Source organism: Rheinheimera sp., from assembly GCF_036782235.1.
GTDB lineage: Bacteria > Pseudomonadota > Gammaproteobacteria > Enterobacterales > Alteromonadaceae > Pararheinheimera.
Map to the genome: position 1 here is coordinate 9751 of NZ_DAIPZL010000004.1, position 14899 is coordinate 24649.

At 52.5% G+C, this 14899-nt stretch carries 10 protein-coding genes; 2 read left to right on the top strand and 8 right to left on the bottom strand.

The features are described from left to right. Positions 1-334: 334 nt before the first annotated feature. On the bottom strand, positions 335-637 hold the full coding sequence (locus V7P87_RS05845; RefSeq protein ID WP_296294187.1) for a cell division protein ZapA: 303 nt from the start codon (positions 635-637) through the stop codon (positions 335-337). Between the two features lie 16 nt (positions 638-653). Then, positions 654-884: a hypothetical protein gene (locus tag V7P87_RS05850; protein WP_296294186.1), complete on the bottom strand. Its 231-nt coding sequence runs from the start codon at positions 882-884 to the stop codon at positions 654-656. Positions 885-1091: 207 nt separating this feature from the next. On the opposite strand from V7P87_RS05850, the gene V7P87_RS05855 reads away from it, so the two are divergent. Next, positions 1092-1631, top strand: a complete 540-nt coding sequence (locus tag V7P87_RS05855; RefSeq protein WP_333796592.1) for an anti-virulence regulator CigR family protein — start codon at positions 1092-1094, stop codon at positions 1629-1631. 94 nt (positions 1632-1725) lie between these two features. Here V7P87_RS05855 and V7P87_RS05860 read toward each other — a convergent pair whose 3' ends face one another. The 5 genes from V7P87_RS05860 to V7P87_RS05880 all read right to left on the bottom strand — a co-directional run bounded on the left by V7P87_RS05860 (position 1726) and on the right by V7P87_RS05880 (position 12178). Continuing rightward, positions 1726-4803: an efflux RND transporter permease subunit gene (locus V7P87_RS05860; RefSeq protein WP_333796593.1), complete on the bottom strand. Its 3078-nt coding sequence runs from the start codon at positions 4801-4803 to the stop codon at positions 1726-1728. Further along, positions 4800-7883 (bottom strand): multidrug efflux RND transporter permease subunit, encoded by a 3084-nt coding sequence (locus tag V7P87_RS05865; protein WP_333796594.1) that lies wholly within the window; start codon positions 7881-7883, stop codon positions 4800-4802. The genes V7P87_RS05860 and V7P87_RS05865 overlap by 4 nt, the downstream gene beginning before the upstream one ends. Positions 7884-7886: 3 nt before the next feature. Beyond that, positions 7887-9128, bottom strand: coding sequence for an efflux RND transporter periplasmic adaptor subunit (locus V7P87_RS05870; RefSeq protein ID WP_333796595.1), 1242 nt, complete (start codon positions 9126-9128; stop codon positions 7887-7889). Between the two features lie 244 nt (positions 9129-9372). Further along, on the bottom strand, positions 9373-10488 hold the full coding sequence (locus V7P87_RS05875) for an HDOD domain-containing protein (protein ID WP_333796596.1): 1116 nt from the start codon (positions 10486-10488) through the stop codon (positions 9373-9375). A gap of 184 nt (positions 10489-10672) precedes the next feature. Beyond that, positions 10673-12178 carry a DUF3612 domain-containing protein gene (locus V7P87_RS05880; protein ID WP_333796597.1) on the bottom strand — a complete coding sequence of 502 codons (1506 nt, stop codon included), beginning with the start codon at positions 12176-12178 and terminating at the stop codon, positions 10673-10675. 208 nt (positions 12179-12386) lie between these two features. Between V7P87_RS05880 and V7P87_RS05885 the strand changes: the two genes are divergently transcribed. Further along, the gene (locus tag V7P87_RS05885) at positions 12387-12917 is read left to right on the top strand and encodes a malate synthase (protein WP_333796598.1); all 531 of its coding nucleotides are present in this window, start codon (positions 12387-12389) and stop codon (positions 12915-12917) included. An 88-nt stretch (positions 12918-13005) separates the two neighbouring features. Here the strand turns inward: V7P87_RS05885 and V7P87_RS05890 are convergent, their stop codons facing one another. Continuing rightward, entirely contained in the window at positions 13006-14658 is a 1653-nt protein-coding gene (locus V7P87_RS05890) for a S41 family peptidase (protein WP_333796599.1), read from the bottom strand. Positions 14659-14899: the final 241 nt, after the last annotated feature.

The following is a 14899-nucleotide window of genomic DNA, read 5'->3' on the forward strand; positions in this document are numbered from 1 at the left end:
TTGCAGAGTGAGCATTTAAAAGCGAATCGGGGAGCGATTCGCGGGCGAACGGCGTAACAGGCCTAGGCTGCCTGTGCAGCGCCGGAATTAATGCAACAGACCCAGCGCAAAGTCCAACACCAGCAGCAAAGGCTTGTTGCAGAGTGAGCATTTAAAAGCGAATCGGGGAGCGATTCGCGGGCGAACGGCGTCACAGGCCTTGGCTGCCCGCGCTGCGCCGGAATTAATGCAACAACGCCTTGTTATTTAGAGCAATTACAGTAGCAGCGCCCCGGGCAAAACCAACGGCAGCGCCAGCTTACAACGCCAGCTGCGCTAACGGCTACAGCACTCGCTATCCCTGCGGTAAAGCCCCTTCAATGGCCTGTTGCAGCTGCGCCAGCCGCTCTTCAATGCGTTGCCGGTCTTGCGCCAATAATTCGCGTTCAGTCAGCAGATCGTAACTTAAATGCAAAGCCGCCAGAATGGCCGCCTGTTCGTTGCTTAAATGCCGGCCGCGGTTTTTCAGCTCAAAAATTTTCTGATTTAACAAAGAGGCGGCTTCCTGCAAACCCTCTCGCTGCTGCGCCAGCGTTTTGAGTTTGTAGTCGCGCCCTGCAATCTCCAGCGTCAGCTCGGTATATTCAGTATTGATCATCGCTGCTGCCCCCCGATTATGGCTGCGCTACAGCTTTTGGGAATAACGCCAGCAGCGCATCCAGCCGGCTGGCAGCCTGTTGTGCCTGTTCTTCCGACTCCAGCATGCTCAGTTGTAATAACTCCAGCTCTTCCTGCTGCGCTTTAAAGGCCGCTTCTTTTTGCAACAGCGCTTGCTGCAATTGTTGGTTATCCAGCACTAAACGCTGAATGGACTGTTCTAACTGACTGAATTGACTATTAAACATACAAACAAACCCACCTGGAAAAACGGCGCGCAGCATAACAGTCATGCTCAGATTTGTAAGGATTTTCCGGTAAATTTTCTGTGATTTTTAGCCCTTGGTTTGTCGCTGCCGGAGCGCTACACTCAGGCAACAGGCTGACACCAGGCAACCAACCCTGCAGCCGCACCACCTCTCACAGCAGCCGCCTTTGGGCGCAAGGAGTTACCAATGCAAAAAAACACCCTGTTGCACCTGTTATTGGCTGCCGCAGTTGCCTTCACTGCCAGTCAGGTACAGGCTGATCCAAAAGATAACAAACCAGGTAAAGCCCACAAAGCTGAACAAAAAGCGCAAAAAGCCGGCCAAAAAGCCCAGAAATCTACCCAGGCAGGTTATAGCAGCGACAGCGGCGCCGTGCTGACAGGCGCCGCTGTAACGGGCGCTGCCCTGGGTGGTGGTACTGTGGCTATTAACAGCCAGATTGGTGGTGTCAATGTCACAGCCGGTATCAGTTTTGGTCAGGCGCGTGAACTGGCGGTGAGTTATCAGCAAACCGGTTACCAGCAACTGCCACCCGGCATCCGCAAAAATCTGGCGCGGGGTAAACCGCTGCCACCAGGCATTGCAAAAAAACTTGGCCATTCACAAATGCTGAGTCAGTTGCCACAACATGAAGGTTATCAGTGGCAGGTTTGTGGTACCGACTTAGTGCTGGTGTCTATCGCCACTCTGGTGGTGGCCGATATTCTGACCGACGTCTTCCGCTAACCACTGCAGCCCTTTGTTGTGAAAAGGCTAAGATAAAAAAACCACCGCAAGGTGGTTTTTTTATCTGTCATCATCAAGCTGGCTGTGATCGTTGTCAGCCTTCAGCAGCCAGACTGTCAGCCGCACCGGCTTTTTTGCGCCTGAAGCGGCTTAATAACAAATACACCACTGGGGTGCTGTATAAGGTCAGGAGCTGACTGACCAGTAAACCACCCACTATGGTAATACCCAGCGGCTGGCGCAGCTCAGAGCCTTCGCCCATGCCCAGCAACAAAGGCACAGCACCTAATACCGCAGCACAGTTGGTCATTAAAATAGGCCGCAGCCGCTGGTTGGCCGCCTGCAAAATAGCTTGTTCCGGTGTTAAGCCCTGGCGCTCAGCCGCCAAGGCAAAATCAATCAGCAAAATGGCGTTTTTCATCACAATGCCAATTAATAAAAACAGCCCCAATAACGCAATCAGGCTAAAGGCCGAGCCGGTTAAATACAGCGCCAGCAAAGCACCAATACCGGCACAAGGCAAAGTGGAAATAATGGTCAGTGGCTGCACCACACTTTCATAAAGCACCCCAAGCACCAGATACACCGCCAGCACCACCCCCACCATCAGCCAGAAATTATCTTCGTTCTGAAACATGGCGTTGCGCTGATCTTCACCATTCACCGTATGCACCACAGACGGGATCATCAGTTTGGCCAGCATACGGTCTATCGCCGCTGCCGCCTGCTCTGCGGTCACCTCAGGCGCCAGGCCATAACCTATGCCCATAGAGGCAAACTGACCGTCGTGCCGCACCCTGTCGCTGACCAGGCCATAGTCGTAACTGGCAATGGCACTGAGCGGCACCCTGCTACCGTCTTTGGAAATCAGCATCAGCTGTTTTAATACTTCAGGTTGTGCTGTGTAACCTGGGGCCAGCTCCATCACCACCCGGTATTGGTTCATTTCATCGTATAAAGTGGCCACCTGACGCTGCGAAAACGAGTTGTTCAGCATAGTGGCCACAGTGCGCATATCCACCCCGAGGCGCTGCGCAGCTTCGCGGTCAATGCTCAGCACCACTTGTTGTGCGTCTTCACCGCCCGGCGCGTCTACATCCACTAATTCAGGCAGCTCTTTCATCGCTTCAGCGGCTTTTTTGCCCCATTCGCGCAGCGGTTTAAGCTCACCTGACAATAACAGCAGCTCATAGTCACTGCTGTTCCAGGGTGAACTTAACCTGATGTCCTGCTCCACACTTAAAAACAACATAGCGCCCGGCACCTTGGGCGCGCTCATCCGCAGCCGGTTTACCACTTGCTGTGCTGAAACACCGCGCTCACTAAGCGGTTTTAACCGCACCCGCATCCAGGAATTACTCAGACCCATAGCACCACCGCTGGCGCCTGTCACATCGGCAACGGCCGGGTCTTTGAGCAATAACTGGCGGAATTCTTCAATTTTTGGTTGCATCACCTGATAAGAAAAACCGTCGTCACCACGCACAAAACCACTCAGCTGGCCTGTGTCCTGATCCGGCAACATACCGCCCGGCAGTTGCTGATACAGCCAGACATTGGCACCAAAGACCAGTAACATCAGCGTCAGCACCGACTTTTTATACTGCAACACCCAGCCCAGGCTGCGCTGATACTTGTGCGCAAAGTTCTGAAATAACGTTGTTTTTTGCGATTGTGTTGGTGCTTTGGCCTGCTGTTTTTGCAGTAGCAGCGCCGACAAACTGGGGGTTAAGGTTAAAGAAATAAACAACGAAATCAACATGGCGGCACAGAGGGTAATGGAAAATTCGCGGAACAGCCGCTCCACTAAACCGCCCATAAATAAAATGGATAAAAACACCACAATCAGTGCCGAGTTCATCGCCACCAAGGTAAAACCCACTTCGGCCGCACCTTTTTTCGCCGCCTGCAGCGGGCTTAAACCGGTTTCGATATGGCGTTTAATGTTTTCCAGCACCACTATGGCGTCGTCCACCACTAAACCTGCAGCAACAATGAGCGCCATCACAGATAAGTTATTCAGTGAAAAATCACAGAGATACATCACCACAAAAGCACCCACCAAAGACACCGGAATGGCCAGGCTTGGAATAAGGGCACTGCGTAATTTGCCCAAAAACAACCAGACCACCAGCACCACCAACAGCACCGACAGCATTAAACTGATTTGCGCTTCAGCCAAAGTGGCGCGGATCACAGGCGATCTGTCCATCACCACGGCAAGCTCGGCATCGGCCGGCACTAAAGCCTGCAACTGAGGTAAAGCCGCCGAAATGGCATCAATGGTGGCCACTATATTGGCGCCACTGCGCCTGCTGATTTGCAGAATAACGGCGCTTTTTTCATTGTGAAAACCCGCGCTGTAACGGTTTTCGGTCGAGTCTGACACTGTGGCCACATCGGACAGATAAATAGGGGCACCATTCACATACTTCACCACCAGCTTTTGATAGTCACTGGCACGGCGCATGGTCTGGTTGGTGGCAAGCTGCCAGCGCTGCCCGTTTTGCTCCACCACTCCGACAGGCACAGTGGCATTGGCGCTGGAAATTGCGCTTCGCACTTCATCCAGCGCCACGCCAAAATGGCTCAGCATGGCCGGATTGAGCTGCACCCGCACCGCAGGCAAAGAAGCTCCTGTCACTTCAACCTCGCCTACGCCCTGAATTTGCAGCAGTTTTTGCGCAATCACAGTGGCAGCAGCGTCGTATAACACACTGGCGGCCAGGTTGTCGGAGCTCAGCGCCAAAGCCATCACCGGCGCTTGTGACGGATTAAATTTACGGTACGACGGATTGCCCGGCATACCGGAGGGTAACTGACCGCGCACAGCGTTAATGGCGGCCTGCACATCCCGGGCGGCTTCGTCGACGTTGCGATCCAGTTCAAACTCCAGCCGCACCTGGGTTGACCCCTGATTGCTATTGGAACTGATCCGCCGAATACCGGCAATACTGCCAAGCGCCCGCTCCAGCGGTGTAGCCACAGTGGCCGCCATACTTTCAGGACTGGCACCCGGCAAACTGGCACTGACCACTATCATTGGAAAATCCACCGCCGGTAGCGGCGACACCGGCAATAAACGCCAGCACAACAGCCCCAGCAGCAAAATGGCGCTGGCAATTAAACCACTGGCCACCGGCCTTTGAATAAAAGGAGCCGCCAGATTCATAGCACCACCGCCTGATCCGCCGCTTGATGTTGGGCTTTGTTATTGCTGAAATAACGGTCAAACCATAAATACACCACAGGGGTGGTAAATAAGGTCAGCACCTGACTGACAATGAGCCCCCCCACCATCACCAAACCCAGCGGCTGGCGCAGCTCGGCGCCTGAACCACTGGCCAGCAATAAAGGCACAGCGCCAAAGAGTGCCGCCAGCGTGGTCATTAAAATAGGCCTGAAACGCAATAAGGCGGCCTGATAAATGGCTTCGCGAGGCGTCAGCCCCTGATTGCGCTGGGCTTCCAGCGCAAAATCCACCATCATAATGCCGTTTTTCTTCACCAGGCCGATCAGCAGCACTATGCCAATCACCGCTATTAAATCCAGCGGCTGGTTCATGATGAGGAGCGCCAATAAGGCGCCAACAGTGGCCGAAGGTAAAGTGGATAAAATGGTCACGGGGTGAATTAAACTTTCGTACAAAATACCCAGCACTATGTACATGGTGAGCACAGCCGCCAGCACCAGCCATAAAGTGTTGCTGAGGGATGCTCTGAAAGCTTCAGCAGCACCCTGAAAACTGAGCTCAATTTCGGCCGGCAGTTGCAGCTGTTGTTGCACTTCTTCAATAGCGGCCACTGCTTCACCCAGCGAATAACCTGCCGCCAGGTTAAAAGACAAAGTGACAGCCGGGAACTGGCCCTGATGGTTAATCAACAGTTTGGCCGGACGCTGACTGACTTTGGCAACAGCAGACAGCGGCACTGCAGTGCCGGCAGCTGTGGTCAGATACAGTTTATCCAGCGCCGCTATGCCCTGCGCCTGCGCCGGGTCGACCTCCAGAATCACCCTGTATTGATTGGCCTGGGTAAACAAAGTGCTGATTTGACGTTGGCTGTAGGCACTTTGCAAAGCGGCGCCTACCTGGCTGACGCTGATACCAAGCCTTGCTGCCGCTGTGCGGTCTATATCAATAAATGCCTGCAAACCTTGCTGCTGTAAGTCGTGCGCCACTTCTGACAGCTCCGGCCTTGCTTTGAGCGCCGCCATCAGATCCGGTAGCCACTGCGCCAGCACTTCACTGTCGGGTGTGGTGATGCTGAACTGGTATTGAGTGCGGCTGACTTTATCTTCAATACTCAGCTCCTGCACCGGCTGGAACCAGCCTTTAATGCCACTGACACTGCTGGCTTGTTGCTCCAGGGTGCGGATAATTTCTGTGGCACTTTCTTCGCGCTCTGCATGTGTTTTCAGGTTCAGCAAAATGCGGCCGCTGTTAATACTGCTGTTGCTGCCATCAACCCCAATAAAAGAACTTAAACTGGCAACAGCCGGGTGCTGCAGCAAAGTGGCTGCCAGCTGCTGCTGACGCTCGGCCATAGCAGCAAAAGAAATATCCTGCGGCGCCTCCGTCACCACCTGAATCACACCACTGTCCTGCACCGGGAAAAAGCCTTTGGGCACCGCCAGATAAAGCAGCGCAGTGAGGGCAACAGTGCCGAGCATCGTCAGCATGGCGAGCCTTTGATGCTGCAACACCCACTGCAGCATGCGGCCATAACGGCGGATAATGCGCGACATCCAGTCGGTTTCATCATCGTGTTTTGGCAATTTAGTCAGTAACTTAGCGCAGAGCATCGGCGTTAAAGTTAAAGACACCACAAGCGAAATTAAAATGGCGACCGCCAGGGTTACGGCAAATTCAAAAAATAACCGCCCTACCACATCGGCCATAAACAGCAGTGGGATCAGTACGGCAATTAACGAAAAGGTTAAAGAGATCAGCGTAAAACCAATTTCTTTGGCACCTTTGAGGGCAGCCTCCAGCGGGCTGGCGCCTTGTTCTCTGTGGCGCGCCACGTTTTCCAGCATCACAATGGCGTCGTCCACCACAAAGCCTGTGGCTATGGTCAGCGCCATTAAGGTGAGGTTATTAACTGAAAACTCCAGCAGATACATCACAGCAAAGGTACCCACTAAACTCAGGGGTACTGCCAGGCTGGGAATAATAGTGGCCGGAATAGTGCGTAAAAATACAAAGGTCACAGCCACCACCAGGCCAATCGCAAAAATCAGCTCCATTTGTACGTCATGCACCGAAGCACGGATACTTTGGGTGCGGTCTGTGAGTACCTCTACTTTCACTGCGGCCGGCAGAGTGGCGGTCAGTTGTGGCAACAGTTGTTGCACTCTGTCGGCCACTTCAATCACGTTAGCACCCGGCTGACGCTGAATATTCACCAACACTGCAGCCTGCTGATTAGCCCAGGCCGCTAAAAAGCGGTCTTCCGCCCCTTGTTCTACCGAAGCCACGTCTTTAAGGCGAATGGGTGCGCCAGCGCGCCAGGCAACGATGAGCTCTTCATATTCTTTGGTGTCGCGGATTTGGTCGTTGGCGTCCAGCATGGTCGAGCGGAAGGGGCCGTCAAAACTGCCTTTGGGCTGATTGGTATTGGCGCCGGTAATGGCGGTACGTAGCTGCTCCAGGCTTAAATCCAGCGACGCCAGCGCCGCCGGGTTGGCCTTGACCCGGATGGCCGGGCGCTGCCCGCCCGCCAGACTGACCATGCCCACCCCTGTTAATTGCGCCAGCTTTTGTGCCATCCGGGTGTCGACTAAATCGTATACCTGCGGCAAAGGCAAAGTGTCGGAGCTGACGGCTAACGTCAGAATAGGCGCATCGGCCGGATTCACTTTGCGATACACAGGCGGCGCTGGCAAATCATTGGGCAATAACGAGCCTGCGGTATTCATCGCCGACTGCACTTCCTGCTCTGCCACGCCCATATCCACCACCAGCGCAAACTGCAAAGTGATGACAGAAGCGCCGTTGGAGCTTGCCGACGACATTTGTTTTAAACCGGGAATTTGGCCAAGCCGCCTTTCTAAAGGTGCGGTAATGGTACGGGCAACGATGTCGGCGCTGGCACCTGGCTGAAAGGTAAAGACCTGAATAATCGGATAATCGACCTGTGGCAATGCCGCCACCGGCAATAACCGCCAGCTCAGCATGCCAGCGATCAACAGCGCCAGCATCAGCAATGAAGTGGCTACAGGGCGCAGAATAAAAGGTTTGGACATATTCATGTTTTAGCCCTGCGCCGGCTTTTGTACCACTTCAACGTCGCGGCCCGGTCTTAATCTGTCCAGGCCTTCTAAAATCACCAGGTCGCCGGCTTTTAACCCCTCTTCCACTGCGATCAGGCCATTGTCGACAGCCCCCAGTTTCAGCATTTTTAACTGAGCTTTGTTGTTGTCGTCCACTGTGTAGACATAAGTGCCTTGTGAGCCGTATTGCACAGCGTCTTGCACAATAGTGACGGCACCTTGCTGCACCGCTACATTCAGCCTGACGTTGACAAACTGGTTGGGGAACAACTCTTCGTTATCATTGGCAAACTGCGCTTTGAGTTTTAAGGTACCGGTCGCAAGGTCAATCTGGTTATCCAGTGTGGTTAACAGGCCGTCACTGATTTTTTGTTGTTCCGCTCTGTCCCAGGCTTCAACTGTTAACTTTTTGCCGGCCTGCACTGCAGCCCGCACCGCCTGTAACTGGATTTCCGGAATGGTAAATTGCACCGCTATAGGTGAACTCTGGGTGATAGTCACCAAACCTTCGGCGCTGTTGGCCTGCACTAAATTGCCGGCGTCCACTTTTCGCAAACCTAAGCGGCCGCTGATCGGCGCTTTAATTTGGGTGTACCCCAGTTCCAGCTGGGCGGCATCAATTTGTGCCTGATTGGATTTTAATGTGCCTTTGAGTTGATTCACCAGCGCCTGCTGCGCATTAAACTGCTGCGCTGAAATAGAATTTTGTTGTTTTAACTTTTGGTAAAGCGCCAGATCGGCTTCTGCATTTTGCAGCTGGGCCACATTTTGTTGTTGTGTGCCTTGCGCCTGCGCCAGCTTTACCTGATAAGGCGCAGGGTCGATTTGTGCCAATAATTGACCAGCTTCTACTTTTTCACCTTCAGTAAAAAATACCTGCTGCAGCGGGCCACTCACCCGGCTTTGCACCAGCACAGTTTGCAGCGGTGTGACTGTACCAATGGCTTTAATTTGTACTTTTAAATCGCTGGTTTGGGCGGCAATCACCCTCACCGGCACTGGTGCATTCCAGGGGTTAGCGCCACCTGCACCTCCGCCTGGCCGGGCTGCTTGTGGTCTTTGCCCGGCCTGAGCGCCGCCTGCTTTGGCTGCAGCGCCGTTTTGTGTTTTGCCCGCCACACCAGCCTGCGGCTCTGACTGACTCTGCTGATACCACCAGGCTCCGGCCGCAATGGATAAAACACCGGCAACAATCAAAAAGGTGGGTTTGGTAAATTTCGGCATGCTGTTGTGATCCCTGCAAAATGCTGTGTGACAGGCGCTTTTTATGCACCTGTACTCTTATTGTGTAAAACCTGTAGCCGCAGCAACTGCGACCTTGTGGTGATATTCAGCCCTGGCCGAATGTCTTATCCGGCCAGGGCTGTTATTGCGGCCCGACAAGGCCTATCCGTTTTGCGGCTCATTGTGCCAACTTGCAGAAAAATGACCAGTACTGCTGCGATTTGCTGCTATTTTGCAGCGATAATCAGGGTTTAAGCCCTAAAGATGCCGAAAATACAGAAGCGGCAATCAACTCTTTTTCTGCCGCCGGCAAAGCCTGCAATTCGCTTCTGCTTAACCTGGCCAGATATAAACAATTGCTGACATCGGCATCAGGCTCATCACTGGCGATAAACTGATGCTGGGTTAACAGCGGCTGCAACATACGGTTGTCAAAACCCCACAAACAAAGCAGATGAGCAGTCACAGCCACATCAGAGCGCACTGCACCTGGCTCGCTGTTTTGTAACTGCGGGTCGTCCAGCACAAACCCATTTTGTAATAACAATAACTGGCCAAAACAGCTGAACATGGCAGCAATAAACACATGGTCCTGCTGGCTGCGCCGTAACTTCGCGGTTTTGGCCAGTTCACGGCACTGATTGGCAAATTGCATGGCGTTGTCCAGTACCTTATTGTGCTCCGCCTGATCCAGCCCCTGCAGCTGACTTCTGAGCGATAACATCAGCACCAGCGCGTTCACCACCTGTAACCCCAGCCGGCTGATGGCAATGTCCAGCGACAGGGTTTCACTGACAAAACCCATATAAGGTGAATTCACCAGCTGCATCAGCCTGGACACCACCACAGGGTCTTGCTCCAGCAAACGTGCCACCTGACTGATTTCCACTTTGGGATCCTGCAATTTGCGCTGCAGCTGCTCGCTTAACCTTGGAAACACCGGGTAATGCAAAAACGACGACAACAGCCTTTTACTGAGCGCCGTTTGTGGCAGCTGTTTGACTCTTTCAGCATTACGGAACAACTGCGTCAGATGATCAAATTCAACCGAAGCGCCGATAAAACTATGAAAGTGGTCCAGATGCGACAACACTACATCATCATGCTCCGGATTGGTCACCACCACTCTGAGCGCCAGCGGCGCCATAAAACACACCAGCCGTTTTTCTTCCTGCGAACTGGTTAAACCCAAGGCATCAAAAAACAACAAATCGATGCTGTCGTTATTGCGGGGGGCTGTGGCAAAACTGCCCACAGTCGGGAAAATTTTCAGCTGCCAGCGTGGGTCATTCAGCTCACAATATTTACGCAGATAACTTAACAACGCTGGGTTCAGACTTACCGCAACCACCTGAAACATATTGATGTCCCTACTTCAAACTGAAAAGAATGTACCAGCTGCCCCGGTACCACCAAAAACAATTTACATAACCTTTGCATTGGCTGCAGCTCTTTGCACAAAGTTCCGTCAGCTTAAAACTGCGCGCTGGCCTTTTATCGCAATCTGTCAGCTTCTTGTCTGAAAGCTGATGTAATTCATCAATTTAGCCACCGCAACTTTGATAACAGGTCGGACTGCGCGGGCAATGATTGCCGCGGGCGCAAATCAGCTGCGCCGGTTTTTCTAAACTGCGTGCCACCCAGTTAATATTCAGAATATTAGCCACTGTGCTTAAGGTGCTTTTCATCGCCGCCGGAATCTTGCCGGCGCCGCCCTGGCTGTTACACAAAAACTTCAGCTCCTGCGCCATGGCATCTGCATCCATGCCCTGGGCGGCAATGGCCGGATTTAAGTCGATACCGGCACAAAGCACATGGGCGTTACCGGCCAAGTCCTGCACCTTGACTGACTCACAACAATAAATCCGTGGTTGGCCCTGCACATCCAGCAACGACAACTGCGCCGAACTTTGTTCGCCCTGCACATCAAACATACGGAACACAGCCCAGTGCTGGCATGGGTCTTCCACTTTTCGCATATTGCCCCAGGGCAGCGGAATACCATTGCCCCGATAGACAGCTTTCAGTTTACCCGGGGTGTAAGCATCAAAATAATGCCAGTGGCTATAAGGCGACACTGCCGTCATACGGCGCATGGCGACAGAAGCGGACACACCGGCCAGCTGATGGGAGCTGATTTCATAGCCGTTACGGTCCAGCAACTGGCGAAACGGCAATTTAGGACAGAGCAAAGCACCGGCAAAAAAACTGGATTCAAAGTCGCGCCAGGCATGCAGAATATCCTGTGGCGCCACTAAACCCGAATCCGCCTCCACAGTTTCATAAGCACCGCCCACTGTCATACCGCTTTTTACACCGTCTTTATTGTGCAGCACCGCATGGCCAATATGCACCGCCAGCTCGTATTTCAGCCGGGTGGGATGATTTTTTAAAATGCGGTTTAAGTGCAGGGTTTTAGGCGGCAAAAAATACGAGGTGGACACGTTTTTACTAAAAACCCCCAGCTCATCCAGCACTGCTTTGGGGGTTTCATCAAACCAACTGATGGCCAGACCCAGTTGTTTCACAATTTGCAGCAGCTCTTCAACACTGAGCGGCATACGTTTTTGCCCCACTTCTTCAGCCGCTCTTTCCAGCTCAGGGAAATGGTTTTGGTGATGTTCCTGATGGGCGCGGATCAACAACTGGGCAAACTGTTTGCCACTGATGCCGGTTTGCGACAACATTTCCGGAATGGCAATTTGCAAAATATCGTTGGAAAACAAAAAACCGGGCTCCAGCGCCATACCGCTGATCCCCCCCCTGCTGCCTTTGGCCGGGGTAATATCCAGCTGCTGCTCTTCACCGTCTAAAAACCAGTCCAGCTCTTTTTGAAAAACTGCGGCTATCACAGTCAACATTTCCACACTGGGCACCCTTTTGCCGCGTTCAATCATCGACAAATACGACACCGAAGGTGCGTATTCAGCGTCGATGCGAATGCAGCGGGTCGACAAATCTTCCATAGTTAAGTTATTGCGTTTTCTCAGGTTTCTGATTTTAGTGCCGAGAAAATGTGATTTGCGGATCAGGCTTTTGGGTGTTGTCATTTTGTAAAATTCACACTGTGAAGTTTTAATTGTCAAATTATGCACAAAAACAACATAGACTAGTTTCTAAGCAACAGCAATGACTGACTGCGACACAACGCCCGCCACCCTACCGGGCTCAACCATGACAGGAAGCAACGACGACGCCAGCTGCTGATGCAGCACAAGGAAGTCAGCGCAGATAACAAGAGTGAGCGAGGATACCCAAATGCAAACAAATGCCACCCACAATACACAGACCGAACAACCTTTGGATCAGATCATCCGTCAGCAAATGCACGCCATCAGTGCACTGAACGACAGCCACCTGAAGCAGGTGCTGAATTATTCCAAAGGTTTTCTGGATAAAGTCTTCCCGCTATCAGCAGGCTCCCATCAGGATGTGAAAAGTTACGTGGTGTATTACCAGCATTTATTGGCATTTTTTGCCGATGGCAGCAACAGTGGTTTAGCCAATCCAACCCAGTTTGTGGCTTTGTGCGGCAGTAAAGAAAAACCTCAGTCGATTTTATTATGTAATGCCGGGCGCCATATTGAGCTGGTGATCAGCAAACAGGGTGAACATGGGTCACACGACAGCGCCGGTATTGAAGATGTGTTACTGGAATTATCGTCATCAGGTCAGCCACAACGTTGGTTTAGTATGATCCGCGGCCAGTTGCAGCAGGACGCCAGCACCAGTTGTCAAAGCAGAGCCTGTTACCGCGCCAAAGATGGCGGCGATTACCATCTGGCCTGAAGCAGTACTGAGGCAACAAAAGCAGTCATCAGCAGCAAAAAGGCGCAAAACCTGCGCCTTTTTGTTTGTTGTGGTTAACTCAAGCCTGTTACAGCTGTTCCGGCAACAGCGGTTGATGCAGTTTGTTGTCCAGAATGAAGGCTTCTTTTCTTGGATCTTTGGTCAGCACCGACAAACCCTCTGACTGCCTCAATGCCTGGGTTTTATCCGCAGCTGCGCTGGACAAACTGGCAGCCGGACAACTTAAGCTCGTCATATAATTAAGCGCAGCACCCAGTAACTTCTCGTTTGGATCACCAAGCTCAGCGTTTAAGTCGTCGCTGACCGGACAACCTTTTACATCAGCGGCAAACTGTGGTGCGGGTGTTGGCCTGAAACCGTCGGCAAAATCACCAAAGTTTTTTGCATTCACCCCACTGAACTGAATAGTAAAATAGGTGGTGCCGCAGTTGTCGGTTGGATAAAAACCATAAGGTTTCCCACAGGTTTTGCCACCAATCTGGATCACCTCCAGATCGACCCCACGCAGAGCATTCATGAAAGCTTCACTGGCCGAACAGGTGCTGTCTGTGGTTAACACAAACACCCGTTTTAACGTCAGGTTTGGCAGCGTCTGATTGGTAAACTGACTCAGCTGATAATCAATACCACGGTTGTAAAATGGCATCGGCTGTAACGCCCGCCCTGTCACCGGATCTGTATTGGGGTACTTGTCGTTAAACATGGTTTTTTCAAAAATACGGTTCTGGATCACATTAGGTCCGGCTACCATATAACCCAGCTGCGACGCCAGCGCCAGCAAACCACCACCGTTGTAACGGATGTCCAGCACCAGCTCCTGCACAGCCTGATCACGGAACTGGGTAAAGGCGTCAATCAACAGCGGCTGAGCCAACGCAATATGGCTGTTAAACTGCAGATAACCCACTTTGCCAGCCGGGGTCTGCAGCACCTTGACATTCTGCACCGGCGTTGACGCTACTTGCGCCGACTGCATGGTCAGATTCACTCTGCTGCCGTCAGTTTTGACAAAGGTCATCTGACTGCTTTGGCCCAGTTGTGCCGGGAACAAAGCCGCATTAATCAGATCAACACCAGCCTGGGTATTGTCATTGACCACATCAACCCCATTGGCCTCCACCAGCATAGCGCCACGGCGCAGCCCCTGCAGCGCAGCGGGTGAGCCAGGCTCAGTGTAAGCAATATAAATTTTGCGCGGTGGCCGGCCTTCCACAATACGCCATTCAATGCCATAACCAGCTTCCACGCCACCCTGAGTGCGCTGCAGATAACTGGCGGTTGCTTCGGAAAAATGGAAGTTGTCTTTGGCCGCCCCCGAATCGGTTAAAGCTGTAGTGCGTAATAACTTAAAATAATCGGTGACGCTATAACCGGCTGGATCCCGGTCCGGCAGCTCGCGATACCATAAATAAGTACGGTTGCTCCAGGATCTTAACCAGAGCTTTTCATGTAAAGCGCTGCCTGCTTTATCCGGGTAAGGTTGTTGACTGTATGGATTTATCCCTGAACGTGGTGCGGCACACTGTGCCTGATACTGACTCTCAGCGGCATAAACCCCGGCTTGCCAGACCGGACCTGTCGCTGGCGGATTAGTGGTGCCATTACCGGGCGGAGTGACGTTGCCGCTGTCACCACCGCCGCCACAGGCGCTGAGTAACAACAGAACCAGTACTGAGCTTATCAGCCTGGTGTGGCGGTGTTGTTGTTTTTGGTCCATCATCATGAACTCCTTACATTCGTTGTTGCTGCAACACTTTGTATCTTTGTTCGCCTGATAGCTGTAACTCACTGGGCTGCACTTCCAAACACCATGCCAGATAACAGGCTAGATAGCAGGCCAGATAAAAAATAGTACTGCACTCCAGCTGCTTTGGTTCAGCTGCCTGCACCTTAAAACCAATGCTGCCGCACCACAAGGGCTGATGTTAAGAATATGTTCAGATGAGGCGCTTTAGGCTCAC

Bases quoted from the DNA above. Each gene is read 5' to 3' on its own strand.
- V7P87_RS05860 (WP_333796593.1), bottom strand. From the start codon at position 4,803: ATGAATCTGGCGGCTCCTTTTATTCAAAGGCCGGTGGCCAGTGGTTTA.
- V7P87_RS05885 (WP_333796598.1), top strand. From the start codon at position 12,387: ATGCAAACAAATGCCACCCACAATACACAGACCGAACAACCTTTGGAT.
- V7P87_RS05880 (WP_333796597.1), bottom strand. From the start codon at position 12,178: ATGACAACACCCAAAAGCCTGATCCGCAAATCACATTTTCTCGGCACT.
- V7P87_RS05855 (WP_333796592.1), top strand. From the start codon at position 1,092: ATGCAAAAAAACACCCTGTTGCACCTGTTATTGGCTGCCGCAGTTGCC.
- V7P87_RS05850 (WP_296294186.1), bottom strand. From the start codon at position 884: ATGTTTAATAGTCAATTCAGTCAGTTAGAACAGTCCATTCAGCGTTTA.
- V7P87_RS05870 (WP_333796595.1), bottom strand. From the start codon at position 9,128: ATGCCGAAATTTACCAAACCCACCTTTTTGATTGTTGCCGGTGTTTTA.
- V7P87_RS05865 (WP_333796594.1), bottom strand. From the start codon at position 7,883: ATGAATATGTCCAAACCTTTTATTCTGCGCCCTGTAGCCACTTCATTG.
- V7P87_RS05845 (WP_296294187.1), bottom strand. From the start codon at position 637: ATGATCAATACTGAATATACCGAGCTGACGCTGGAGATTGCAGGGCGC.
- V7P87_RS05890 (WP_333796599.1), bottom strand. From the start codon at position 14,658: ATGATGGACCAAAAACAACAACACCGCCACACCAGGCTGATAAGCTCA.
- V7P87_RS05875 (WP_333796596.1), bottom strand. From the start codon at position 10,488: ATGTTTCAGGTGGTTGCGGTAAGTCTGAACCCAGCGTTGTTAAGTTAT.